General features: G+C 47.5%; 19 protein-coding genes and 1 pseudogene. 13 read left to right on the top strand and 7 right to left on the bottom strand.

The annotated features are described in order from the left end of the window. Positions 1-15 precede the first annotated feature (15 nt). Positions 16-105, top strand: a pseudogene (locus AC1DLI_RS21495) (helix-turn-helix domain-containing protein); the annotation flags it as partial. Positions 106-470: 365 nt separating this feature from the next. After that, positions 471-1778 (top strand): GHKL domain-containing protein, encoded by a 1308-nt coding sequence (locus tag AC1DLI_RS21490; RefSeq protein WP_477606247.1) that lies wholly within the window; start codon positions 471-473, stop codon positions 1776-1778. Positions 1779-2355: 577 nt separating this feature from the next. Here the strand turns inward: AC1DLI_RS21490 and ptsP are convergent. From ptsP to AC1DLI_RS21460, 6 genes are all read right to left on the bottom strand, one after another. Further along, entirely contained in the window at positions 2356-4086 is a 1731-nt protein-coding gene (ptsP, locus tag AC1DLI_RS21485; RefSeq protein ID WP_477606574.1) for a phosphoenolpyruvate--protein phosphotransferase, read from the bottom strand. Between the two features lie 3 nt (positions 4087-4089). Further along, the gene (locus AC1DLI_RS21480; RefSeq protein ID WP_477606245.1) at positions 4090-4365 is read right to left on the bottom strand and encodes an HPr family phosphocarrier protein; all 276 of its coding nucleotides are present in this window, start codon (positions 4363-4365) and stop codon (positions 4090-4092) included. Positions 4366-4393: 28 nt separating this feature from the next. Further along, a complete protein-coding gene (gene nagE, locus AC1DLI_RS21475) occupies positions 4394-5845 on the bottom strand; it encodes an N-acetylglucosamine-specific PTS transporter subunit IIBC (protein ID WP_477606243.1) in 1452 nt (483 codons plus the stop codon). A 43-nt stretch (positions 5846-5888) separates the two neighbouring features. Further along, positions 5889-6389 carry a PTS sugar transporter subunit IIA gene (locus AC1DLI_RS21470; RefSeq protein ID WP_477606572.1) on the bottom strand — a complete coding sequence of 167 codons (501 nt, stop codon included), beginning with the start codon at positions 6387-6389 and terminating at the stop codon, positions 5889-5891. Between the two features lie 21 nt (positions 6390-6410). After that, on the bottom strand, positions 6411-6965 hold the full coding sequence (locus AC1DLI_RS21465) for a PRD domain-containing protein (protein ID WP_477606241.1): 555 nt from the start codon (positions 6963-6965) through the stop codon (positions 6411-6413). A gap of 261 nt (positions 6966-7226) precedes the next feature. Next, positions 7227-8801, bottom strand: a complete 1575-nt coding sequence (locus AC1DLI_RS21460) for a catalase (protein ID WP_477606239.1) — start codon at positions 8799-8801, stop codon at positions 7227-7229. A 216-nt stretch (positions 8802-9017) separates the two neighbouring features. On the opposite strand from AC1DLI_RS21460, the gene AC1DLI_RS21455 reads away from it, so the two are divergent. The 11 genes from AC1DLI_RS21455 (at position 9018) to AC1DLI_RS21405 (ending at position 24955) form a co-directional block, all read left to right on the top strand. Continuing rightward, positions 9018-9692 (top strand): tetratricopeptide repeat protein, encoded by a 675-nt coding sequence (locus tag AC1DLI_RS21455; protein WP_477606237.1) that lies wholly within the window; start codon positions 9018-9020, stop codon positions 9690-9692. Between the two features lie 117 nt (positions 9693-9809). After that, entirely contained in the window at positions 9810-11564 is a 1755-nt protein-coding gene (locus AC1DLI_RS21450; RefSeq protein ID WP_477606235.1) for a sensor histidine kinase, read from the top strand. A gap of 168 nt (positions 11565-11732) precedes the next feature. Further along, complete coding sequence (locus AC1DLI_RS21445) at positions 11733-13349, top strand: SWIM zinc finger family protein (RefSeq protein ID WP_477606233.1); 1617 nt, start codon at positions 11733-11735, stop codon at positions 13347-13349. Continuing rightward, positions 13346-16249, top strand: coding sequence for a DEAD/DEAH box helicase (locus AC1DLI_RS21440; protein ID WP_477606231.1), 2904 nt, complete (start codon positions 13346-13348; stop codon positions 16247-16249). Before AC1DLI_RS21445 ends, AC1DLI_RS21440 begins: the two co-directional genes overlap by 4 nt. Positions 16250-16258: 9 nt before the next feature. Next, positions 16259-16450 (top strand): hypothetical protein, encoded by a 192-nt coding sequence (locus AC1DLI_RS21435; RefSeq protein ID WP_477606229.1) that lies wholly within the window; start codon positions 16259-16261, stop codon positions 16448-16450. A 193-nt stretch (positions 16451-16643) separates the two neighbouring features. Next, entirely contained in the window at positions 16644-18014 is a 1371-nt protein-coding gene (locus AC1DLI_RS21430) for an extracellular solute-binding protein (RefSeq protein WP_477606227.1), read from the top strand. Between the two features lie 94 nt (positions 18015-18108). After that, positions 18109-18990, top strand: coding sequence for a carbohydrate ABC transporter permease (locus AC1DLI_RS21425; RefSeq protein ID WP_308996950.1), 882 nt, complete (start codon positions 18109-18111; stop codon positions 18988-18990). After that, positions 18990-19835, top strand: coding sequence for a carbohydrate ABC transporter permease (locus AC1DLI_RS21420; protein ID WP_477606224.1), 846 nt, complete (start codon positions 18990-18992; stop codon positions 19833-19835). Before AC1DLI_RS21425 ends, AC1DLI_RS21420 begins: the two co-directional genes overlap by 1 nt. A 20-nt stretch (positions 19836-19855) precedes the next feature. Then, positions 19856-21667, top strand: coding sequence for a cache domain-containing sensor histidine kinase (locus AC1DLI_RS21415; RefSeq protein ID WP_477606222.1), 1812 nt, complete (start codon positions 19856-19858; stop codon positions 21665-21667). Further along, entirely contained in the window at positions 21664-23307 is a 1644-nt protein-coding gene (locus AC1DLI_RS21410; RefSeq protein ID WP_477606220.1) for a response regulator transcription factor, read from the top strand. The genes AC1DLI_RS21415 and AC1DLI_RS21410 overlap by 4 nt, the downstream gene beginning before the upstream one ends. Beyond that, the gene (locus tag AC1DLI_RS21405; RefSeq protein ID WP_477606218.1) at positions 23291-24955 is read left to right on the top strand and encodes a glycoside hydrolase family 3 protein; all 1665 of its coding nucleotides are present in this window, start codon (positions 23291-23293) and stop codon (positions 24953-24955) included. The genes AC1DLI_RS21410 and AC1DLI_RS21405 overlap by 17 nt, the downstream gene beginning before the upstream one ends. A 746-nt stretch (positions 24956-25701) precedes the next feature. On the opposite strand, the gene AC1DLI_RS21400 is transcribed toward AC1DLI_RS21405, so the two are convergent. After that, positions 25702-26844 (bottom strand): YfbR-like 5'-deoxynucleotidase, encoded by a 1143-nt coding sequence (locus AC1DLI_RS21400; RefSeq protein ID WP_477606216.1) that lies wholly within the window; start codon positions 26842-26844, stop codon positions 25702-25704. Positions 26845-26950: the final 106 nt, after the last annotated feature.

The following is a 26950-nucleotide window of genomic DNA, read 5'->3' as shown; positions in this document are numbered from 1 at the left end:
TTGCGTGCTTGAAAACACATCATGAATGTCATGCAAAAGCTGAACGTCAAAGGTCGTTCACAAGCGGTTGTCGAGCTAATCAAGCTTGGTGAATTACAAATCTAACATAGCAATATGATCGGACAGCATAGCGATATGCTGTCTTATTTTTGTTTTCGTAGACGTTTTCAATTTATTATACGCAAGCATAAAAAAATCGACTGCCTCAGTATGAAGGCAATCGATAATAATTCAGAAGAGCATATTTCCATTAATTCCCTTGTTGATTATAGTGGAATTAATAGACATACAGAAGAATGATAGAAAAAGGTTTGCTTATTTAGCTTGTTAAATAACAAATCTGTTGTAGTATTATATTCAGGCGGCATATCGATATGCTGTCTGATTTTTTCGTTTATTATCTCATTATATTAAACAATTGATCCGATAATTAACTTTCAACACTATGAGGAAAAGAGAAAATTTAAAAGATGAAAATACAATTATCCACTAAGAAAAGAATGATTTGTTTTACCATTTTATCTATAACGGTATTGAGTTTACTGACAGGAATTAAATTATATTTTTCATATCATTCCACGAGCAAATCTGCTGAGATTACGTTAGCGAAGCAATATACGGAAATAGCTGAAGATATCGCAGAGGGGCTTGATAAAGAGACCTATAAGCAGTTTCTCCACACGAAAACGGATGATGAGAACCGTAAGAAGCTAAAGTTGTACTTGGAGGAATATCATAAACGAATCAATGCCCTCTTTGTGTATATTTTGCTTCTCGATGACACTGATGTGTCAAAGGTGATGGTTTCCGCATTGCCACCGACGGTAAAGGATATGCCAATTGGTTTCCCGTGCACAGTTCCTGCTGACCAGGTGCGTCTTGCTAAGCAAGGATCTAAATACTCTACTGCTATTATTCAAGATGATCTTGCAGGGTCGTATCTATCCGTAGGAGTTCCGATTTTTGACGATAACGGGGACGTACTGGGTGTTCTAGGGATAGATATTTCTACCGAGGAAATAGAGATCATCAGCCATCAGGTCATCCGAAACAATATGTTTATTTTTGGAATGGATATCTTATTTGCACTCGTATTGGTAGCCGTGGTCCTTTTCTTGAACAAATGGTACAGGGCTCGTCTTAACCGGGATTTACAGGAATCAGAGAAGATGTATATCTCGGAGCTGGGAAAGGTAGTAGACACGATCAAATCAAGCCGGCATGATTTGATGAATCATTTTCAGGTGCTGAATGGATTAATGGACATCGGAAAGCACGATCAAGCGCATGATTATTTGAAGCAGCTGACAGAGGAATCCAAAACGCTGCATTTATCCTTGAGCGTCAAAAATCCGATGCTTCTGGTACTCTTTAAGAGTAAATGGGAGCTGGCACATTCTAAAAATATTAGGATCAGCTTCGACACGGATTACAATGAGTTTGACCGGCTGGCATCGATGGATTTGGTTAAGCTCTTCTCGAATCTGTTGGATAACGCGATTGAGGCTGTAGAAACTTATGAAGGTGAGCATCCACGAGACATTCATGTAAGCTGCAAAGCGATTAATGGCAGCTACCAATTTGCTGTTTTGAATCCGGCAGTGATTACGGATCTTGAACTTGGCGAGTTCTTTCAAACCGGCTTCACGACCAAGCATGATGGTCAGGGGGTACATGGGAACGGGCTCTCGATCGTGAAGAGAACCGTTGAGAAATATAAGGGAGATATGGTCTACCGTTATGAGGATGGCAAGCTCCTGATGCAAATTGTGATCTGACACCTGTTTTTTTGCGAGATGATATTCAAAGAAAGAGTCGGGCTGCCTAACCATAGGCAGCCCGACTTCATGTTATAAATGGTTTTGAATATAACGGTTAGTAAGAGGGGATTATACCAGATGAGTTATGCTATTCATATTACGAGAGTGGATCATTAGACTGAGAGTACAGATAAACCAATTGCGCTGGAAGGACTCGTTTACAGCGAGCAAAGAAGGGGCCCAAATTTTATCGCGACACGCAAGTATTAAGGGGTCGGTTGATATCCAAAAGAAAAGGTACATATTTATCGTTATCGCGTTGTTTCTGCTTGTCACAAAGTTCTCGACGCCAAGCGCAATGGATTATCATGACTATCTAAAAAATGAGCATGGGCTCTCGGATAATGTTATTTCGTCGGAGTACATCCGTCATCTGCCGATCTACATGACAGCAGAAACAAACATTTCTTATGACGAAAATAACAAGATCCGTGTTTTGGGTATGTTTAATCATTTTTTTGTTCTGGAAAATAAATTGAAATTACCCGCAGACATATCAAAAAAGCCCGGATCCTGATCCGGGCTTTTAAACATGTTACTTTATTGCAGGAACATGCTCCTCTATATACACGCGAACTTCTTCTGCCGAGCTTAGCTCGAGTACGGCCTGCGCGACCTGCTTCATATCCTGCTGCGACAGCTTGGCCAGCAAGGCGCGCGCCGGAAGAACTGCGCTCGCGCTCATGCTGAATTCATCGAGCCCTAGACCAAGAAGAATGGGGAGGGCATGCTTCTGTCCAGCCATTTCCCCGCACATGCCCGCCCATTTGCCATTGGCATGAGCAGCAGTTATCACACGCTCAATAAGCAGTAAGACAGCAGGGTGGAGCGGGTCATTCAAATAACCGAGCTTCGGATTCATGCGGTCGGCAGCAAGCGTGTACTGTACTAAATCATTCGTTCCGATGCTGAAAAAATCTACTTCCTTCGCGAATTTATCGGCAAGCAGCGCGGCTGCAGGAATCTCAATCATAATGCCGGTTTCAATACGGGGATTATAGGCAATCCCAGCCGCGCTTAGCTCTTGCTTCGTTTCCTCGAGCATCGCCTTAGCTTGACGCCACTCACCAAGCGTCGCAATCATCGGAAACATGATTTTCAAATTACCAAAGGCGCTGGCTCGCAAAATCGCGCGAAGCTGCGTCTTAAACATTTCCGGCCGATCCAGGCAAATACGGATTGCGCGGTAGCCAAGGAAGGGGTTGTCCTCCTTCGGAAGCTTAAGGTAAGGGATTTCTTTATCTCCGCCAATATCAATCGTTCGAATAACGATAGGAGAATTGTCCCCGAACGCCTCCGCGGCTTTGCGGTAAGCCTCGAATTGCACGTCCTCGGAGGGAAGCTGGTCCGCATCCATATAAAGAAATTCAGTGCGAAATAATCCGATGCCCTCCGCCCCCGCAGAAGCTGCAAGCTCCGCATCTTTTACGAGTCCGATATTTGCAACCAGCTCAACCTGTACGCCGTCGCTGCTAATGGAGGGCTGATTCAAATAGGTTTGATGCAATTTCCGAATTTCAAGCTGCTGCTGTTGTAACTGTGAATACCGGGCAACCATAGCTTCATCCGGGTTGATATAAATTTTCCCGTCCGTTCCGTCAATAATAACGTACTGGCCGTTTTTCACAGCATTTTCCATGTTACTGCCAATGCCGACTACCGCGGGAATGCCTATGGATCGGGCAATAATGGCAGAATGAGAGGTGCGTCCACCGGCTTGCGTAACAAAACCAATCACCTTTGCAGGATCCAGCTGCGCGGTATCCGATGGCGTCAAATCTTCTGCAAACAGGATGATTGGACCTGAATCATCGTTTAGAGCTTCGTCAGAAATGCCCAGCAGCTTATTTAAAACGCGTCTGCTCACATCGCGAATGTCGGCTGCGCGCTCCTTGAGATAAGGATCATCGAGCCCGCCGATCATCTCTGCGATTTCCTCGGAGACGGTGTGGAAAGCGAACTCGACATTCACCTGCTCCGATTGAACGAGCTCCTTGGAACGATCGATGAGCTCCTCATCCTCCAGCAGCATGAGATGCGCTTCGAAAATCTCAGACTCATGCTCTTTTTTCTGCTCCAGCAGTTGGGCATGGATCGCCTCGAGCTCAAGGCGGGTCGCGGCTATCGCAGCATCAAAGCGGTTGATTTCGTTATCCAATTGCTCGTTCGCAAGCTGAATTTTCTCGATAGGAGCAGTCTTCGCCGTTAATACCTTTGCCACTCCGATCACATAGCCGGGCGAAGCGGCAATTCCTTGAAGCAGCATCATTTATTGCCCCTTTTCCGTATGCTGTTCTACCGAAACAAGGATCTCCCCAATAGCTGCAACGACTTCATCGGCTTGTTCGCCTTCAGCGCTGACGGTAATGCTGTCACCAAGCTTTGCCCCAGCTGAAATAACGTGAACGAGGCTTTTGGCGTTAAAGCTTTTGCCTTCTTTCTCAAGCGTAACGGCTCCGGGGAAAGCTTTTGCAGCTTCAACGATTTTACGGGCAGGTCTAGCGTGTATGCCGAATGGGTTTTGTATCACAAAGTTGTTTTGCATCGGATTTCCACTCCTATTTTCTGTTTGTTTACAGTATTTTTTTGATTTCGTCTTTTAGCTGCTCGGACTGTGTTCCGAAGATTACCTGAACGGCGCCTTTGCCTAAACGGATAATACCGGCAGCGCCCATACCCTTAAGCTTAGTGTCGTTGACGATCGCTTCATCCTTGACGACTAAACGAAGCCGTGTGATACAAGCGTCCAAACCTACGATATTAGATGAACCGCCGAGTGCCTGCAGGACGTTTTCTGCTTTGCTTCCGGTTTTTCCATCCGATTTAACGGTATCAGAGCTTTCATCATCGACAACATCGTCCTCGCGGCCAGGTGTCTTGATGTTGAATTTTAAGATCATAAAGCGGAACAAGAAATAGTACACGACTGCAAACGCAAGCCCCACGGGTATGATAAGCAGCGGATTTGTAGCGAGCTGATAGTTGACTGCATAATCAATAAAGCCTGCTGAGAATCCGAATCCGTGCTTAACGTCCATTTGGTAAAGGATCAAACCGGATAGGCCGGTTAGCAATGCGTGAATGACAAACAAAAACGGCGCCGCGAACATAAAAGCAAATTCAAGCGGCTCGGTAATACCGGTCAGGAATGAAGCAAAAGCAGTTCCGATAAAGATAGAGGCAACCAACTTTCTCTTTTCCTTACGGGCCGTATGGATAATCGCAAGTGCCCCAGCTGGCAAAGCGAACATCATTATCGGGAAAAATCCGGTCATGAACATGCCTGCCGTTTTGTCGCCGGCGAAGAAACGTGTCAAATCGCCATGGACGACCTTACCGGCTGCATCCGTATAATCGCCGATCTGGAACCAAGCGATGGAATTGATAACATGATGCAAGCCGGTAGGGATAAGCAATCGGTTTGCCGTGAGGAAAACGAAGGAACCGATGCCGCCAAAGCCGACGACCCAGCGTCCGAATGTATCCAAAGCAGCCTGTACGGGTCCCCAAACAAGGCCCAGCAAAAGAGCGACAATCACCATAATCAAAGAGGTAATTATCGGTACAAACCGTTTGCCGCTGAAGAACCCTAGCCAATCCGGCAGTTTTATTTTATGGAACCGTTTATATAAGTAAGCGGAGATAAGACCCGCGATAATACCGCCTAGCACACCCATGTTAAGGACGACGTCCTTGCCGACGATCCCGGTGAAGACTAGAGGCACTTTCAATTGAACCGTAACGAGCACTTGGTATGCAATGACGGCAGCAAGTGCAGCGACCGCATCGCCTGCAAGGCCAATGGCAACGCCGACCGCAAAGATAAGCGGCAAATGATCGAAAATAGCAGATCCGCCAGCAGCAAGAAATGGCGCGATGTACTGGTTAATAAACTCGCCTGCGCTTCCCATATGGAAGTCCTTCACATAATCGATATTCCCAAAACGAAGCAGGATGGAAGCGGCGGGAAGCGCGGCAACCGGAAGCATTAATGCTTTACCTATTTTTTGCAGGAAGGCCAGCATAATTAATCGTCCTCTCTTCTTATCAAAAGTAATGGATGCGGCCTTAGCCGTTCATCTCAGCTTTAAGTATGATTTCATTTCCTGCGGTTACGTCTCCGCTCGTGATGATATGCTCAAGCTGCTTCACATCATCCTCATTTGCTACAACAATTGGCGTTATTGTCGGATAGCCGGCGGCAGTAATTTTGGCGATGTCGAACGAAATGAGTGTATCGCCTGCTTTAAAGCTGTCACCTGAGCCGACATGAGCGGTAAAGCCGTCACCGTTCATCGCTACCGTATTAATGCCGATATGAATGAGCAGCTGCAAACCTGAAGCATGCTCAATAATAATGGCGTGATTAGTATGGATGAGATGGGCTACCGTTCCGTCAAACGGAGCCGTAACTTTGCCTTCAACCGGTTCGATTGCAAGTCCGTCACCCATATGCTTGCCAGCAAAAGCCTCGTCCGGAACAGCGCTTAAAGGAACGACCTTTCCTGACAAGGGAGCTGTAATTTCGATCGTTTTTTGTTTTGATTTTCCGAAAAGTTTGGATAGCATCATGATGTCCTCCTACTGTTGTTAGTCTGCTTGTTTAATAAGTTGCCCTACTGGCACATTGTGAATGCCGGAGTACACATGGAAAGATAAAAATCCGATTTCATCCTCCGGGATCTCAACCTCGAAATGCCCCTTGATCCATTCAGCCAAACGCGCGGCAATCCCATACTCCATAGGAAAGTTCTTTTTCGTCTCATTTAGTAAGGGATTTACAATATCCATGCCGTTACGGAGCCGGTAAACAGCGAATTGGATGTGGCTCGGCAATGCAAAATAAAACTTCGGAGTAACTTCGGCACCTGTTTTTTGCTTGATATAATCGGCAATCCGTTCTGTCATTTCAATGATGGCAGGATCAATTTCTTCTAGGTATGAATGGTATTGCTTCATCTGCTCGGTATCGTCTAACCGGAAACGTTTCTCGATTCGGGTGTCCGTACTTTCGATGGTTTGACCCGCTTTGAACGAGAACCCTAGACCTTTGCCCAAAATGACGTATTCTCTCTCGGTTTGCAAATCGACCGTCAATAAAACATTGTTGCCGATGGCGCGTTCTACCCGAAATGCGCGAGCCATACTTGAAATCCCTCCTTTGTCACTAAGATACCCATTTGGCAAAAAAAAGAGCCAAGAAGAGACCGCCGTTCTAATGTAAATTAGAAGGTAATCTTTTCTTGGCTCATRCCTCAAACAATGAGTAACACGCCTGTAATATGAGTGATCGTTGGAATCATTTAAATGACCAATTAAATCATCCAAATGAATATTAACATCATATTAATTTAAAGCGCTTTCGTCAAGGGGATATTCACTTGAAAAATTACACACTCCCGATTTTTAATATCCGTCGGTAGACTGGCCAAGCTCGCTAGCAAGCTCCATGCCTTCGTTAGCAGGATTCGTGCCTACATGGTCAGGATCCTTCGTCCGCTGATCAGCAAGGACCAAACCATCTGCTACACGCTTGCCGTAATCACGGTCAGCTTCCGTGAAATGCCGAATCATTTGGTCGCGGATGACAGTGCTGCAGGTGCTAAGTGCCCCGACTAAATTTTCGATGAGCTCATCACGCTCCCATTGCTCAAACTTCCGATAGGTTTCACCAGCCTGCTTAAAGTTGTTCTGGCGATCTATCGGTTCCTTAATCAGCTTGGCTGAGTAGGAGGGTTCATGCGGCTCGCCCGAACGTTCGGCTTCCTTCAACCCGCCCATTGTGGAAGGTTCATAATTGATATGGGGATTTTGACCAGGCGCAATATCAATATAAAAAGCCATTTGACCGTCGCGTTGATTGGTGGCAACTTTCTTTTTTGGCGCATTGATCGGCAGTTGAAGATAGTTCGTACCCACGCGGTGACGCTGCGTGTCCGAGTAGGAGAAGGTGCGTCCTTGCAGCATTTTATCGTCGGAGAAATCAAGTCCATCGACTAACACGCCGGTGCCAAACGCCGCTTGCTCCACCTCTGCGAAGTAGTTTTCTGGATTTTTGTTCAAAATCATTTTTCCCACCGGAAGCATCGGAAACAGTTCGGTGTCCCACAGCTTTGTATCGTCCAGCGGGTCGAAATCGAGCTCATCATGCCGATCATCGCTCATCCACTGCACCTGAAGCTCCCATGCCGGATAGTCTCCGCGTTCAATCGCTTCATATAGATCCTGGGTAGCGTGATTGAAGTTTTTTCCTTGAATTTGCTCCGCTTCCTGCTGCTTCAGGTTTTTTATGCCTTGCAGCGGCTCCCAATGGTATTTGACGAGTATCCCTTTTCCTTCGGCATTGACCCATTTATATGTATTGACGCCGGAACCTTGCATTTGTCTGTAATTTGCGGGAATTCCCCAGGGAGAGAACAGAAACGTAATCATATGAGTAGCCTCAGGCGTTTGGGAGACGAAATCAAAGAAGCGCTCCATGCTCTGTACATTCGTAACGGGGTCAGGCTTGAACGCATGCACCATATCAGGGAATTTCATAGCATCGCGGATAAAAAAGATTTTTAAATTATTGCCTACCAAATCCCAATTGCCGTCCTCCGTGTAAAACTTTGTAGCAAAGCCGCGCGGATCGCGCAGCGTCTCCGGCGAATGCCCGCCATGGATAACGCTCGAGAAGCGCACGAAAACGGGTGTTTGCTTACCAGGCTCCTGAAAGAGCTTGGCTCTTGTATATTTCGCGATCGGTTCATCACCCAGCTTGCCGTAGGCTTCAAAGTAGCCGTGGGCTCCCGCGCCGCGGCCGTGAACAACGCGCTCAGGAACACGTTCACGATCAAAATGAGAGATTTTCTCGATAAAATGATAATTCTCCAGGGTCGAAGGACCGCGGTTGCCGATTGTCCGGATGTTTTGATTGTCCGAGATGGGGTGACCTTGTCGATCAGTGAGTGTCTGATTATCCGTTTCATTTGATGACATGATGCTGAAGCCTCCAAATTTTATGTAAATTTTTATTTCCAGCGCGTAGTTTGCCTCAGTATGATTTTTGTTATTCATATAATAGATATAGTAACGAATTGCTAGTTTTGATAAAAAATCGTTAGAATTATGGTATAATAGAACCATATTTGTACAATAAATCGCATATCTATTTACGAATAGTATCGTTGTGCACTAATATTCCAGGAGGATAAGATGTTAAAATTTAGTCTTTTCGTATTTTTGTTTTGGTTGATCGGAAATCCTTTTATTGCAATTCTTATTATGCTTATCCTGCTTTATGTACTGGATCGGCGTTTTGTGGGGTTAACGCCGAGTGTATTCAAACCGTTTAAAAGAATGTCGAGAATAAGAAAACTGAGACAGCATATAAATCTTTCGCCGAATGATGTATCGTCCAAGCATGAACTGGCCCGTCTGTTAATCGAACGGAAAAAATACAGCGAAGCTCTTCGCTGGCTTGTACCTATGCAGCAAATGCTTGAGGATTCTGCTGAATATTGGGATGATTTGGGGATCAGTCATTTGAACAGCGGAGATGAGGAAAAAGGCGTAGCAAGCACTCTTCGTGCGTTAGAGCTTAATCCGCGCGTGAAATATGGTGCTCCTTATTTACGCCTTGCGGCTCATTTCGCAAAGGGCCAGGCAGATCAAGCGCTGGCGTATTTGCAGGCCTTCCAAGAGATAAACTCTTCGTCCTGTGAAGCATACGATCAACAAGCGGCAATCTATAAGAAGCTTGGCAACGCACAAGAAGCGCGGCGGTGGGCCGAAGAAGGGCTGCGTATTTTCCGTATGCTTCCGCGCTATAAGAAACGGCAGGAGCGCAAGTGGGCGGTGCGGTTATTTTTTAAGAAACTGATGGGTTAGATGAAGAGCTTCACTTGCTCTGATTACACTGATTTGTAATCTTTTGTTAGTGTTTTCTGTATTGTCGTTTAGATCCGGATGTTCCATAATGAAAGCTATAATAGACAGAAGGGCAAGATGCATGAGATGCAACGCAACATTTGGATGGCGGCTATCGGTGTTATCGTCGTTTTGGTTTTATTKAATAACACGGCCTATTACTTCCTCACGAAAAAAACACTAGAAGATTCCTTTGATGAAGAGCTGCTGAATGCCGCCAATCGGCTGCAGATTTCATTAGAGCAATCTCGCGAAGGATCTGAGCAGTTCCAAAATCAAATCGGACGGGAGCTGCGAGCCGCCTCCATTGCTATACAATATGCACTAGATCCCGATGTCGAGAATGTAACGACCGAGCAATTAATAGAGCTGCGGGATAAGCTGGGACTCAGCCACATAACCCTTCTCAAGAAACTGCCCGACGACATTGTGCTGTACAAATCATCGAACCCTAATCAGGTGAACAAGAGCACGAAGACATGGAAGCCTTGGTACGAGGTGTTCAATCAGTTGTTCGACAACAAAAATGCATCAGTGGATTGGCTTGGCCAGTCGCTGCCTAACTTCTGGAGCGGACCGTTCGAGGTATCGTCTACGAATGTAGACCAAATTAACAAATGGGGCTATTACTATGACGGCGCGACAAATTATATGATTGACCCTTATGTGAATTACGAGCGCCAGGAGCAATACGAGATTGCGACGGGTGTTCACCGCATGATCGAAAATTCCGTGCAAAGCAGCGATTCACTGAAAGAGATTGCCTTCATTAATCCGGAAACTTTCCCAGACGGGAAAGAGACGATCAATACCGAGGGCCATGTTCAAGGACATAAAGTGCAAGAGCCTATCTTTTACGGCTCCTACACGATAAAGTCGGCGAAGGATACGGAGCTGGTGCGTGAAGCCTATTTTTCCAAAAAAACCGTCACACTCCGCGAAAATATTAACGGTCAAGAAATTTACAAAATGTATATCCCGATCTTCGTCAATGAAAAAGGCATCAATATCACGGATCGGGACGGTCAGCCGATGAAAAGCTATGTGCTGATGCTAACCTCCGACTATCATGTCATTCAAGAAAAGCTGGATTCGCAGTTTCTGAATTTAGGAATCATTATTTTAATCGTCACGGGTTTCAGCTTGCTCGTTGCGGTCGTGGCTATGCGCTATTACAGACAGTCGCGCGACAAGGTCGTGCGCGTAACGCAAGAAACCTATGTGGACGAAATTAATCAAATGTTCCAGTCGATTAGAGCGCAAAGGCATGACTTCTTGAATCATGTGCAGACCATTCACTCCTTGGCGGAGCTGAATAAATCGCAGGAGCTTGTTGCTTATACGAAAGAGCTGACCGGCGATATCCGGTTGATGAACGATATTATTAATATCGGTAATCCGGCAATAGCAGCATTGGTCCGCTCGAAGATTTCGCAGGCAGAGATCCATAAGATTCAATTCAGCTGTTCCTTTACAGGGCTCAACATGCAAGAGATGGGCATTAAGACACTGGATGTTAATCGTATGCTCGGCAACCTGATCGATAATGCCTTTGATGAGGTTATGAAATATGCCGAGGATCGGCGCCATGTGACGCTGGTGGGTAAGCAGACTAGCGATTTATTGGAATTTACAGTTACGAATACTTGTGAAAATGCGGAGGAAGCCGTAGCGATGCCGATATTTGAGTCCGGCTATTCGACCAAGCAGCAGGATCATCAAGGTTTAGGGCTCTCGATCGTGAAATCGATTGCCAAACAGTACAAAGGCGATGTGTATGTCACCGCGGAGCCTGCAGGTAAATTGACCTTTATCGTTAAAATGCCATTATAAAAGCTTTTGCGCCTTACCGGATGATGTTATTCATTCGGTAAGGCGTTTTTTTGCGCGCGCTAAATGGCATTTCAATGGATATCGAGCTTTTACCTCCAAATGATGGCACCAGCCTTATCCGCTTGGTATAATAGTAAGAATGCAAGTGAACGGAAAGGAAGCGGGTGAATGTCTGTTATGCACCTCAATGAAAAGCTGCACGCGCTGATTGAACAACAGCTTAACGTCCATGTCGAGACGACGATCATGAAGCGGGGCTGGCAATACTACATGGAAGGCAAAGTAAACAGTGCTAATGAAGGCAGTCAGGATCATCTTTATGGCGTTGTCCAAGGATCGGATCTATACGCCGTTATCCTTGATGCCGGTAATTTGCGGTACAGCTCGTGTACCTGTTCCTATACAGGATTTTGCAAGCATATGGCCGCGGTTTATTTTCAATATTGCAGCCAGCAGGAGGGCGGACATACACTGGCGGAACGTTCTTATTTTCGCTTGTTGGGACTGTCGTCTGCCAGCACGCTGCTTAAGAATAAGCCGCTTGAGCCGGAAACGCCGCAAGCAGCCGAATTACCGGCTCCCCCCCGCGATCCTAGTGAATCCGGATCAGCGGCAGAGTGGATGGAGTGGATGGAAGCGACGCATGGCGAAGTATGGCGGAAATGCCGGCATTCTCTCCATGCGCTCCAGCCGTTATTGTCCTCGCTAAAGGGATTGTCCAAGGATTGGGAGAAGCCTATGCAGCGTTTGCATTGGTCAACGGCTATTATCTTTGTTCTTGAGCAAGCGGAGCGTGCTATTAATACGGTAGATTCGTTTAGCAGATATTATCACGAAATGTCGTTCATCCGAATGGCTGAGCCATGGGTTGAGCATTTATATACGCTCGTGTCCGAATTAACTCCCGCAGCGATGGAGCCACGGGAAGAAGCTTGGGCGGATGCATTAATAGCGCGAGTAAAGCTATGGGCTTCGAGCACGGAGCGACAGCTCTTCGATTGGGAGTACATGTACTTGGCATTTTGCGAGAAGCTTGCGGAAAACCGGGGTTGGTTTGAAGGCGAGCTGGCTGCAATGGTCCGGCAGGCGAACAGCGAAGAAGCGGAAAGCGTCAATCAGGCTTTTTTGCACACCGCAATCGGCATAATGTATTTCTTGGATAAGCAGGATATACAGGCAATCGAGCATTTTTCCTTGGCGACCTTTGAGCGCGCGCAAAAGGTAATGTATCCTTGCGCGGCACAGCGAATGGAAGAAGGGAAATGGGAGCTTGTGGAGCTATGGATGAGCTTCTTGTTTGAACGGGTGAATAAGGTGAAGAATGGCCGATCGGTCGGACCGTTTGTGACATTATGCCGCAGAGCGGATCTTGATCGTCCAGAAATACCGACTTGGACCGATTACATGACGCAGTTGCTGCCTCATTCCTATTCAGAATTATCTGATCATTGGCTCGATCAGAAGCGTTATGACGAGTGGGCAGATTTGCAAATGCTCGTAGGTGCTCGTCCGGAGGATGTCGGCGCCCATGCGCTGCGGGAAATTGCTAAGCTTGCGCCACGCGCATTAATGCCTATGTATCACCAGTCGGTCGAAGCATCGATTCAGACACGAAACCGTCAAGGCTACCGGGTGGCTGTAAAGCAGCTGAAAAAGTTGGAGCGGTTATATAAAGCAGACAAGGATCCGAGTAGATGGGATCAATATATAGACGGACTCGTGCGTAAGCATCAGCGCCTCAGAGCGTTTCAGGAAGAGCTGTGGAAAGGGAAAATTGTTACATGAGAACATACATTGGCGCGCGCAAGTTGACGATAGACGGATTTTGGAACGAAGACGAAGGCGGAACCTCCGTTTTATTAAGCGCAGTCGATCGGAAGGATGCCGCGGACGGAAAGCTGCGTCCCTTATTGTTCGCCTGGCATAAAGCATCCTGGTACGGAGCGGATGTCGAAGAAATTAGCGTTGGCGAACGAAAGCTGCTGAGGATCCCGCCGATGCTAGCCATCGATTATTTATCCTCCCCGCAGCCCGTGCGATTGCTTCAATTAGAGTGGACGGATCGGTTATCCGTTATTATGCAGCTGGCTGAGCAAGTAAGAACGGCGCTCCTTTCCGGCTGGTTTGAGCCTGATTGGGAGCGCTGGAGCGATGACCAGCGCTGCTGGCGAATGGCAATCCCTGAGCAGGAGATGGCTTTTGGACTCCAATGGGAAAGTAGTGTAGCAGCAGCGCATCGTAACGGCGATAAGGGTATCGAATATTGGATTAGCGGTGCCATTGAACAAATGATAACGGAAAACGACCAGGCTGCAGGGGCGTGGAGAGATATTGGTTCCGCGTCCGGTGAGGCTGTGCTCAGAAGAAAGTCAGCAGACGAGGAAGACTGGTTCATCGCCATCGGACTTCGGAAGGACGTTCTTCCATTCCGGATCGCGCTTCAGCTTGTTGAGCCTGCAGAGTCATCGGTTTGGCGGCTTCGTCCTGCGCTGCAGGATCGTGATGGAGGACCATGGCTTCCGATCCGCCCAGATATGCGGGAGGAAAGCTGGGAGGCAGATACGGAGGATGAACGGTCGATTCCGGAAGAGTGGCTGCCGCTGCTAGACGGGAAGCTTGCTAAAGAACATCTGAAATGGACAACGGCGCTGCCGGAGCTAAAGGAAGCTTCGGAAGAAGTCAGGCTTCGCGATAAGCTGACGGATAACGAAGCGTGGAATTTTTTGGAGCATGCCAGCGTTCGACTCCTGGAGGCCGGTTGTCCTGTGCTGCTGCCTAGCTGGTGGGAAGCGGTTCGTACGCGCAAGCTTCGATTGAAGGCGAAAATGAAGTCGTCCGTAGGCTCGGCGGCGCAGCCGATGTTTGGGCTGGACCAAATCGTTCAATTCGATTGGAAGCTTGCGCTCGGGGATGTCAATTTATCGGAGGCCGAATTTCTTCAACTTGCCGAGCAGAACCGGCGCCTCTTCCATATTGGCGGAGAATGGGTTCACTTGGACCCGCAGGATGTCACGCAAATCAAGCAATGGCTGAAGCGGATGGGCAAGCGAAAAGGACTATCTTTCCGCGACGTGCTGGAGATGCATCTAAGAGGAGGCATTCCGCTGGATGACAGCGGTGAGCTGGACTCGGAACTAGAAGCAGAGGTCGAGCTGAATGAGCATTTAACGTCATGGCTTACGCAGCTGCAGCAAATTTCGCAAATTCCGTCTGCCGAAATTCCGTCTACGTTTTTGGGCGAGCTTCGCCCTTATCAGCAGGAAGGCGTATCATGGCTTTTGTTTCTAAGGAAATTCGGGCTTGGCGGGGTGCTTGCTGATGATATGGGACTAGGCAAAACCATTCAATTTATGGCGTACCTCGTTTATATCAAGGAGCATAAGCTGCAGCAAAGCGGCCCTTCATTGCTCATTTGCCCAACGTCGGTCATCGGAAACTGGGAGAAGGAGCTTGAACGGTTTGCGCCGTCGCTGCGCGTTATGCTGCATTACGGGAATAAGCGGGAAAAGGGAGAGCAATTCCGTGATTCGGTCGCAGGCGCCGATTTGGTGATTACGTCCTATTCACTCGCCCAGCTGGACGAAGAGGATTTATGCTTAGTCGATTGGGATGCACTGTGCCTTGACGAAGCGCAAAACATCAAAAACGTGTATACGAAGCAATCGACCGCGATAAGGCGCCTGCCTGCGGAGCATCGCATTGCGCTGACAGGAACGCCGATGGAGAATAGGCTGACGGAGCTGTGGTCGATCTATGATTTTATAAACCCAGGGTACTTAGGCAACATTAACGAATTCCGGAAGGAAGTTGTTACGCCGATCGAGAAAACCCGCGATGAGAAAATGATTGCAGGGTTACAGCGCTGGGTGAAGCCGTTTATGCTCCGCCGAATCAAGAAGGATCCTTCCATCCAGCTTTCGCTTCCGGATAAGAATGAGACGAAAACCTATATGACTTTAACTGCAGAGCAAGGCGTGATGTATGAGAATTTTGTTGCTGACCTTCTTGAAAGTCTCGATAAGCTGGGTCCGATGCAGCGCAGGGGACTTATTCTTGCCGCGTTAACGAAGCTAAAGCAATTATGCGACCATCCGTCTCTGCTTGGAAATGAAGATAAAACGGCATTATGGGAAGTCGAACGTTCCAATAAAGTAGCCCGCTTGCTAGAAATGTGCGAGGAAATAGCTGCAGAAGGCGAACGCTGTCTCATCTTTACTCAGTATATTGATATGGGACATCAGCTGAAGCAATTGCTTGAGGAGAAGCTAGGCCTGCCTGTGCCTTATTTGCACGGAGGCGTACCGAAGGCGAAGCGGGATCAAATGATTGAACAGTTCCAGAATGTCGAAGAGCCTTGCTGCGCGTTTGTGCTTTCGCTTAAAGCGGGCGGAACCGGTCTTAACCTGACGGCAGCGAACCATGTGTTTCATTTCGACCGCTGGTGGAATCCGGCAGTGGAAAACCAAGCGACTGACCGGGCATTTCGAATCGGGCAGACGAAGAAGGTACATGTGCACAAGTTCATCACGCTTGGCACGCTCGAGGAGAAGATTGACGAGATGATCGAGCGGAAGCAGTCGCTCAATGATCAAGTAGTCGGCCAGTCGGATCAATGGATTACGGAAATGTCTACCGAGGATCTGAGGGAGCTTTTTGCATTGCGAAAAGGCTGGTTGAAGGGATGAGGGGTATAAATGTCAGATGGCAGCTTGCGAGCGAAGCAGGAAAAATTGCAGCTTGAAAGCAAAAAAATGCTTCATGCAGAGCAAACTTCACCTGCTGTAGAGGAAAGCCTGGGTGAAAACCGCAAGGATGAAGGAGCGAATCCAGAGTGGCAGCGGTTTTACGAGGTCATCAGGGGAATAACAAAGGATTTGCGTTATTAATACGCAATGTAAATGAACATAGCCTGTCGGGAATAATAACCCGGCGGGCTATTTAATTTTATCCCTCTTTTCAAAAAAAAGAGAATTGTATCCCTAACTCGTCGTTTTTTGGACCTCCTTACTTAGGAGCAGGGCCGACTATAATAAAGGTGCGAGGCAAACAAGCAACACCATAAACGAGGAGGTCTTCCCAATGAAAAAGAGATCTACACTTCTTGCCACAATGTTAGTATCTATTATGCTCGTTGTATCCGCATGCGGCTCTAACGGCAACGCGGAAACGAACAAAAACACAGGCACAAACAACAGCACTAATACTCCTGCCGAAGCAACTGAACCGCCTGCAGAAGCTAAGGATGTAACCTTGTCTCTCCGCCATACTCAAATTAAAGAAACGAGTAAAACTCGTTTGAAAATTCTTGAAGATGTCGTTGCAAAAACCCAGGAAGAAAACAAAGGCCTAACCTTCAAGCTTGAAGGCATTGATGAAATCGTTAACCGCGATCAAAAGCTGAAAGCTGAAATGGCAGCCGGCAATCCTCCTGATATTTTTGAAGTATTCGGCGGTGCGGATCTCAATCTTTATGTAAAAGCAAACCGCATGCTGGACTTGACTCCCATTATTGACGAGCTTGGCCTTAAAGACAAGTTCGCAAGCTTGGATGAGTTCACAATAGACGGCAAAGTATACGGGCTTCCTTTCGGCGGCTATAGCGAAGCGATTTTCTACAATAAGAAAATTTTCTCCGAGCTGGGCTTGGAAATTCCTACGACATGGGCGCAGCTGCTTGACGTATCTGAAAAAATCAAAGCAGCGGGCTACACGCCGTTCGGTTTGGCAGCCAAAGACGGCTGGGTTAACGGCATGTTGTGGAATACGGTTATGGAACGCAACGTAGGTATCGATGCATTCAGCAAAGTCGTATCCGGCGAAGCGAAATGGACAGATGAAAACTTCGTAAAAGGTTTTGCTTCTTATGCAGAGCTTGTTAACAAAGATTATTTCACAAAAGGCGCTCTAGGTCTTGCTTATGCTGACCAAGGTGCACAATTGCTATCGGGTAAAGCAGCAATGGTATTTACAGGAACTTGGGATGCTAACCGCTTTTCCGGCGACGAAGCTGGCGATCTGAAAGGTCAAATCGGATACTTCGCATTCCCGTCCATCGATGGCGGAGCAGGCGACCAAACTTCAATCAATGCTTCGTACTCGAACGGCTTTGGTTTCTCTGCAAACCTAAATGAAGATCAAGTAGCAGCAGCTAAGAAATTTATCGCTAACTTCTTCACGGAAGAGGTTCAAAAACGTACGTTGGTTGAAGACAAATTGCTACCTTCCATGAAGCTTAGCGACCTTTCCGGCGTAGACCCGCTTACTACTGAAATTTTGACGGTAATGGCGAATGCATCTTCCTCTTGGAAAGCGTATGATGCAATCGTTCAACCAGCAGTTGGCGCTGATGTAAACGTTGGTATCCAAGAGCTTATCGGTAAAGTAAGCACACCTGAAAAAGTAGCGGAAAAAATTCAAGCGTCGCAAGATAAAGCTAACGCAGCGAAGTAATTGCGAGACATTACAATCGATCCTGATGGGCGAGAGGGTGTCCTTCCTTCCAGGAGGACACCCTTTTTTCACGCCAGGATAAAAGGAGGACATTATGAACAGAGCACTCAAAAATCCGATTACTTACGTGGCGTTCATTATTCCGACGCTTGCTTTATACGCTTTATTTTTCGTATACCCCGTCATCGTTTCCTTTTTCTACGGCTTCTTTCGTTGGGACGGCATTACCGAGAAGGTGTTTATCGGTTTCGATAACTTTACGAGACTTTGGCAGGATGAGGTTTTTAGAAAAGCACTTGTAAATAATTTTTACTTTATGGCGTTTTCCTTAATCGTGAACATTCCTCTCGTCTTCCTGATTTCGATTATTATCAGCAAAGTTAGACGGATGCGTGACTTTTACAAATCGGCCGTATTCGTGCCGGTTGTTATATCGACAGCAACGGTAGCGATTTTGTTCGGGGTGCTGTACAACTATGATTCGGGCTTGATCAACCAGTTTATCCGCCTCGTTGCGCCAGAAGACTGGGCACGTGAGTGGTTGTCAGATCCAAAGCTTGCCATGCTTTCGATTCTGATTGCAAACGCCTGGCAAAATATCGGCTTCTTCATTGTCCTTTGTTTGGCAGCGATACTAAACATTCCGAAAGAGATTGTCGAAGCCTCAAAGCTGGACGGCGTAAATGGCTGGCAGGAGACATGGTCCATTACTTTGCCGCTCGTTAGGCCGATCCTGTTCGTGATGCTGCTTCTCACGGTTTCGGGAACGATGAAGGTGCTTGATATCGTGCAGATTATGACAAACGGCGGTCCGTTTCAATCCACGGAGGTTATGTCCACTTATATGCTTAAGGTAGGCTTCCGTTCGCTGGAGCTTGGTTACGGCAGCGCGATCGGGGTCGCGATGTTCATTATTATTTTAGTGCTGACCGGTATTTTGCAACGCATCACGAAAAGCGAGGAGGTGCAATACTGATGGAACGTTCCCGTAATTCTCAATGGTGGATGCATACCTTTTTATTTGGTTATGTCATCGTATTGCTTTTCCCTTTGCTGTGGCTGTTCATGTCATCATTCAAAACGAATCGCGAAATTACAATGAATACATGGGCTCTGCCAAAAAGCTTCAATTTCGATAACTATGTTGCTGCTTGGCAAACCGCGAATATCGGAAAATACGCTCTGAATAGCGGAATTGTAACGATTGGTGCATGTGTTCTTACGCTGCTGTTCGCCGCCATGACCTCGTTTGCGATTGCCCGGATGAAATACAAGAAAACGAATAAAGCAATCTATCAATTTATACTTCTCGGCTTAATCGTCCCTCCGGGAGCGCTGTTTATTCCTTTGTATCGCTTAGTGCAAGGCATTAAAGTATTCGGAGAACCATTGTACAATACGCATTGGTCATTAATTTTGGTATACTGCACATATGCGCTGCCTATAACCGTCTTTATTATTTATGCCTTTATGCTCTCGATACCGAATGAGCTGGAGGAAGCGGGCATCGTGGACGGGCTTGGCGCTGCGGGACTGTTTTTCAAGGTCATTATTCCGATCTCTTTGCCGGCGCTTGTTACTGTGTTTATTTTGAATTTTATTTCTAATTGGAACGAATATATTTTATCCCAGCTTTTTATAACGTCTGAATCTCTCAAAACGCTCCCAACGGGTATGGCAACCTTTAATGACGGTTACCGCACGAACTTTGCATCGCTTTCGGCTGCTGTAATTATAAGCATTATTCCGGTTCTTGCCGTGTATGTTTTCTTGCAGCGCCAAATTATTGAAGGCATGACGGCTGGAAGCGTAAAGGGGTAAAGAAAGAAGGAGCCTGCTAGATGAACCTGAGACCGAAATTGATGCTTGCTTTTATATTCCTGATCGTCATCCCGATGATCGGCCTCGGCATATTCTCCTTTATTAATTCAGAGACGCTGCTCGAGAAAAAATATAGCGAGCAAACGGAAATTTCCCTCAGGGCGGTAGGCGGGAACATCCGTTATTTCTTCCGTGAGCTGGATCAGCTTTCTGACGGCAACCTGACGAGCTCAGAGGTCCAGGATACGCTTAAATACAGCACTTATACATCAAACGATGCCAGTACTCTGATTGCGATCAACCAGGCTGAAAAAGAAATGAAGCGGATATTGTTTCAGCATCCCGCGGTAAGCTTCGTTGTGCTGTACGCGAAGGATGGCACGATGTTTCGATCGTACCGCAATGATCCGACGACGTTCAAGCCGATTTCGTTCGACATGCTGAAGGCTCATTCCACCTATAAGGAAGTGCTGGAGCTTGGGGGACGGCCGCTCTGGATCGGTCCTTATGAGCAGCGGGAGCTTACGGGCGTTGAGCCGCCGCTATTCACACAAATGCGAGTGGTTAAGGATATCGAGACGTTCAACGATCTTGGCGTCATGATTACGCAGTACAAAACGGAAGAGATTTCTGCCATGCTCAAGGCTTTCCAAAACCCGCAGGCGGATGCTGCTGAAACCAGATATTTGATCGTGAATAAAACGGGTCTCATCATGCTGGACAGCAAAAGCCAGTTTGACGGACACAACATTAATGAACAGACGGACTCGCTGCCGCAGCAAACGAATAATTATAACAGCTCCAGAGTGGAGTTTGAGGGGGTAGACAGCTTAGTCTCCTCCTATCAATTGGACCGGAACGAATGGATTCTCGTATCGGTAAAGCCATGGAACTCACTCACGAATGAAAATGTAAGGTTTGTGCAATGGATCGGCATGATTACCGTGCTTGGTTTGTTGTCTGCGGTGCTGTTTAACGTCTTTTTTGTCAATCGGGTAGCCAAATCGATCATTAAGGTTGTTCGCAAAATGAGATTGGTCGAGCAGGGGCTGCTCGATATTCGCGTCACCGCCCAAGGCAAGGATGAAACGGTATTACTCGCCAACAGCTTCAACAGCATGGTCGAGAGGATCGGCAACCTCCTGAGCGAGGTGAGAAGAGAGCAGGCCCGCAAGCAGCATGCGGAAATGATGCTGATGCAGGCTCAAATCAAGCCTCATTTTCTATTTAATACGCTGGAGTCGATTAATGCGCTTGCCGCACAAAACGAAGGCGCAAAAATCATGCTTATGGTACGCAGGTTAAGCATTCTGCTCCGCACAAGCATGCACCATACCGAAGAAATAAGAATTAATCAAGAAATTGAACATGTGCGAAGCTATTTGGAAATTCAAAAGTATCGTTTTGAGGAGCTATTCTCATATGAGCTGAATGTTCCGGCAGAGGCTTTGGATTATACGATATTGAAGCTTACGCTTCAACCGCTCGTAGAAAACAGCATTCAACACGGGTTTGACGGCTATGAAGACGGGCAAGGGAAAATAGAAATAGAGGTCATAACGGAGCCGTATCAAATCGTTATTATGGTTCGTGATAACGGACTAGGCATGAGCGCGAGTGTGCTAAATAAGCTGGCTGCGGGCTCTGACCCTTCCAGTAAGCTGACAAATGCGGCGGAGATTGGAGAAAGAAGGGGACTTGGACTGCGAAATGTTGCAGATCGCTTACGTATTCACTACGGTCCGGCTTTTGGTTTATGGATTTGTAGTCAAGAGGGCAGCGGTACCGTTATTCGTTGTGTAATTCCGAAGAGCAGAGGTGATCAGCCATGACGGGTAGAGTGCTCTTAGTTGACGATGAGGCACATATAACGAGAAACTTAGAAAAAGTTATTCCCTGGGAAATGCTTGGGCTTACCGTTGGCGGCACGGCCAAAAACGGGGTGGAAGCGCTGGAGCTTATGGAACAGCAAGCCTTTGATTTATTACTATGCGATATTCGGATGCCGGTGATGGACGGCTTGGAATTGGTGCGTCATATCCGTGATAAGGCGATGCCATGCGATATCATTATGCTGTCAGGCTATCAGGATTTTGCTTATACGCGAACGGCTATTCAATTCGGCGTCAATGATTACGTATTGAAACCGATTCCGTATGATGAGCTGACCGGCGTCATTGCGAGAATCATGTCCAGTCAGCGGAGCAAGCAGAAACAGCTGCAGGAAGAGAAGCAGAAGCTGGGCCGCATGATCGATTTGGCGAGCGAGAAAATTTTATATGACATCATAATGGATTATACCGACGTTACGGCAGACCACTTCCTGCTGACCGGAGACGAACAGCAGCTGAAGCAGCAGCAGTTCGTCTTAATCGTGCTTGATCTCGATGTAAGCTCCGAGAAAACGAAGGACTGGCGGGATTGGTCGGATAAAGAGCGGAAGCTGTGGAATTTTGCCGTCTGCAACGTGCTGCGAGAGAGGCTGCAGCAAAATGGGCTGCATCATGCGGTCATTCAGATCCGTGACGGGGAATGGTGCGTGCTGATCGAAACAGAAAAAACAGCAGCCTATGATTTTGCGAAGATTAAGGAATGGGCAGAAATGCTGCTGACAGCCATAAAGAGCCATGTCAAGCTATCCTTGTTTGCAGGGATATTTCGGGAGTTTGCAGCGGTTGCTGATTTGTCCCAGGCTTATAAGCTTGTTCAGCAGGGCATGCAGCTAACGCCTGTTCATGACATTATTGCGGTATATCCGTCTGAACAGCAGAAATCATCGCAAGCGGATCAGGCGTTTTGGGATACCGCCGAGAAAATTATCGGTGCGGTTAAGCGCGGTGACTCGATTGGCGTAGATATCGAACTTCAAGGCATTACGGTGCTTTTGCAGCGTATGAATGAGCCATCGCTTAACCGTGTCAAGCCGCTTCTGCATTTCTTCGTGCTGCATCTGATGCGGGAAATGAAGGAGATGGGCGTTTTCTCGCGCGAGCAGGAGGATATGCTGTGGCGCCGATTGGATCGCCGTTTCGGGATCAAGGATTTGTTGTCGGTCATCCGCGAGGTAACGAATACCGTATCGGATAAATCGATGGATAAGAAAAAACAATCGGAGCGTTCGATGACGGAGGCGAAGGCCTTTCTGGACCGCAATCTGTATCGTGACCTCAGCGTAGAGGAGACGGCTACCCATGTGGGTTTGAGCACCTCCTATTTTAGCCTTTTGTTTAAACAAACGTTTGGCGAAACGTTTATTGAATATGTAACGCGGCAGCGGATGGAACGCGCAAAGGCGATGCTTGCGGAAACGGCAAAGAGCGTGGCTCTAATTGCGAAGGAAGTCGGTTATGCGGAGCGGCGTTATTTTACAAAGGTATTTATGAAATATACAGGGGAGAATCCGACGGACTACCGGAACAGGCGCCAAGAAGGCGCGCAAGCTGGCGAGGATTTGATTGAACCTATGTATTAAGGGTTGGAATGCGGAAGGGATGGGGAAGGAATTGACGAAAGAGCGTGAGTGGCAAAGCTGGAGCCTGAAGAAAAAGATTGGTCAATTATTTGTGTTTGGATTTCATGGCTATGAGCCGACCGAGCAAATGAAGAAGCTTATTGCAGCGAACGGTATTGGCGGAACAATCTATTTCTCCCGCAATGTGAAGGATGCGAAGCAGGTGCATAAGCTGAGCGGAGAGCTTCAAAGCCTTGCAAAGCATGCGGGAAGCCCGCCTTTATTCGTTGCCATTGACCAGGAGGGCGGCATGGTCGCGAGATTGGTGAAAGGCGTAACGCTTATGCCTGGCAATATGGCGCTTGGAGCGGCGGGCCTTGCAGAGGGAGCTCGTGAGACGGCGCGTATTTGCGGTGAAGAGCTCAGGCAATTGGGCATAACGATGAATTATGCGCCCTGTATCGACGTGAACAACAATCCCGACAATCCAGTAATAAATGTCCGCTCATACAGCGACCGATCGGATGTGGTTGCTGAGCTTGGCGCTGCTGCCGTTGCAGGTTATCAGTCCGCTAGAGTAGCTGCGACAGTTAAGCATTTTCCGGGACACGGCGATACGGCGGTCGATTCTCATCATGCGCTCCCTATCCTGCCTCACGGACGCGAACGCTTGGATGCAATTGAGCTAAAACCGTTCCGAGCGGCAATCGAAGCAGGAACGGATTGTATCATGACCGCACATGTTTGCTTGCCGGCGCTGGATCCTTCCGGAGTGCCGTCCACCTTGTCGGAGGAAGTGATAACCGGTTTGCTGCGCAAGGAGCTGGGTTATGACGGAGTTGTCGTAACTGATTGCTTGGAGATGGATGCTATCGATAAAAGCTATGGTCCGGAGCAAGGCGCGATCAAGGCGATTCGGGCAGGAGCCGACATGGTGCTGATCAGCCACACGTTTGAGAAGCAATGGGCTGCGTTAGAAGCAGTAGAGGCCGCAGTTGAGAAAGGTGAGCTTGCCGAGGCACGCATTAACGAGGCGCTTGATCGGATCATGATGCTCAAGGAGAAGCTTGAGCTGGATGAGCCGCTGCTGCCGTGGTCCGAGGTTGAAGCGACAATTGGTACTGAGGCGAATAAAGCGGCGGCGAGACGTTGGAGCGAAGCCTCTGTAACGTTGGTTAAAAATGAGGTCAGTTTGCTGCCGATCAGCCGCAGTGAAAGCACGCTTGTGCTATGGCCGGATATCGTACCGGTATCGGTAGCTGATGAGATGCTATCGGGTGACGGCTCGTTAGGCAGATTCCTTACGGAGCTCGGCGCGAATGTAGTTGAGCGTCAGATGAACGGGGTTAACCCGCTGGCTGATCTGGAGAGCTTCTCACAAATCGTTGTTGTGACCTACGACGCTTCGAAGCATCCTTTAGAGCGGGATATTGCATGCGAGGCTGTGCGGCTTGCGCCGGATCGGACCATAGCCGTATCGGTAAGAAATCCGCTGGATTTATTGCTGTACCCGGACGTGAAAGCCTATCTGGCGGTGTATGAATGCAGGCCTTTAGCGCTTGCTGCAGCTGCGAAAGCCCTGCTTGGCGACCTTGAGCCGACGGGTAAGCTGCCTTTAGAGATTTCGGCAGCATACCCATTTGGCTGGAGTACGGCAGTCAGCGGTTAATTGTGCCATCCCCATATGCTCAGCGTGTTTAGACTGTCGAGAGAACTCGGCAGTCTTTTTTGTTCAGCTAGGTTTGCGAGGCGGCATGCTGGTGTCGTACGTTGTACTTTGTGCAACAAAAACCTTACATGGGTTGCAAATGATGGGGCTACGCTGCAGAAAATGCAATAGAATCAAAGAATGGATGAGAAAAATGGGGGTTCCTACGCGATTCTATTGCAGAAACTGCATTGTAGCTCAACGGAAGCACGCCTTTCCCAGCCTACGTTGCAGAAACTGCACTGTAGCACATCAGTCCATGAGCTTCATTACTTGCTGAATAAGTGTGTAATGGTTTGTTGCCGAATTGAGGAGGCCGTGGAGCGGGAGTGCAGCTAGGTTTGCGAGGCKGCATGCTGGTGTCGTACGTTGTACTTTGTGCAACAAAAACCTTACATGGGTTGCAAATGATGGGGCTACGCTGTAGAAAATGCAATAGAATCAAAGAATGGACGAGAAAAATGGGGGTTCCTACGCGATTCTATTGCAGAAACTGCACTATAGCTCAACGGAAGCACGCTTTTCGCATCATACGTTGCAGAAACTGCACTGTAGCTCAACAGAAGCGCGTTTTTCCCAGCCTACGTTGCAGAAACTACATCAGAGGGGAGCCGGAAGCAGCACCTTGTGGCTTATAAGGAGAAAAATTGCAGCAGAAAAGATCACTCGAAGCCAGCCGTATAGCTTCGAATGATTTAGCTTCCCTCCTACTGTCCAATCAGATTGGAATAGGTTAAATCATGTAAAATATAAGCCARGAAGAAGATAACGCAAGGATTCTCAAAGCGATGCTGTACTTTTATAAGCTGATTATAGTAGGTATCCGCGTAATGAGGATTATTGCGCATCTCTAGGCTCGCTTTAATGAGCGCGTCCAGCTTGTCCGCAATATCGACCATTTCTCCGACATAGTCATCGGATTTGCTGTGCGCAATGAACTCGAACATCTCCGTGTGGAAAAACTCAGGCAGCTTGTTGATCATAAAATGAGCGGTTTCTTTCTCGTATTGTTCGAAAGCTAGCTTGATCTCCGGATTGTTGTGTTTAAAGTTCGAAACGACATCGCCGGACAGCGCCTCGGGCAAGTCATGGAGCGTAGCCTTCGCTAAAAGCGAATAAAGATCGATGCTTTTATTGCCAAAGCGCTCGATTTCGAGCAGTCCGTTAAACAAAGCAAGCGAAGCAACGCGGAAGGAATGCGTCGCATCATTGTCGGGCACGAGGTTATAGCTGCCGTTCCATCTTTTTACGGTATCAAGACTTACGATGTACTGGATAAATTCAAATAAGCCGGCTTGCTTATTATACTCCTCCAGAAGCCATAGAATGGAGCGCAGCTCTGTAGCTTGCAATGCTTGCTCAAGCTCCTTATGCTTGGCATGAAAGAAGGGATTTGTATCATGGCGCGATTCCCGGTGACAATAGAGGTAAGCATCAAACGTATCGATAGCATCGACTAAACGGCCGATATGCGTATCATCCTGTGCATTGACGATATAATCGAATGCCTGTGCTTGCAGCGATTTTGATAGATAGGAAACAATTTCCTTACTCAGCTCCATCTCAAAATCCTGAATATGATTCATGACGAGCGATTCCTTTTTGGTGACATGCTTAATTGAGCCGGTACCCGTATTTTTAAGATCGCCCCAGAGGCATCTGCCGAGAAACTTAAGCTTGTCGATCGGCTCGTTGAATACCTTTTCCTCGATAATGCCTATCATAATGGACAAAGCGGCGCATCTAAAGCTGTGAGCAGAAGCATTGTCTTCAAAACGCGGAGCGTGCTCACTCCATCTCGGCACGTATTGCATGCGAATAATCGTGTTGGTGAATTTTCCGTTTTTCATAAATCGGCTCCTTAGCTAATCGAAGTTCAAGAGATTCCGTTCATGTGCAGGATTGTCTATGTTATTATAAAGCTTATGTATAGAAACGACTAGATGAGGTAAATGA

This window comes from Paenibacillus sp. 01T443, assembly GCF_056398325.1.
Note: the sequence above shows the minus strand (reverse complement) of the source record. Positions and strands in the feature narration are given on the sequence as shown.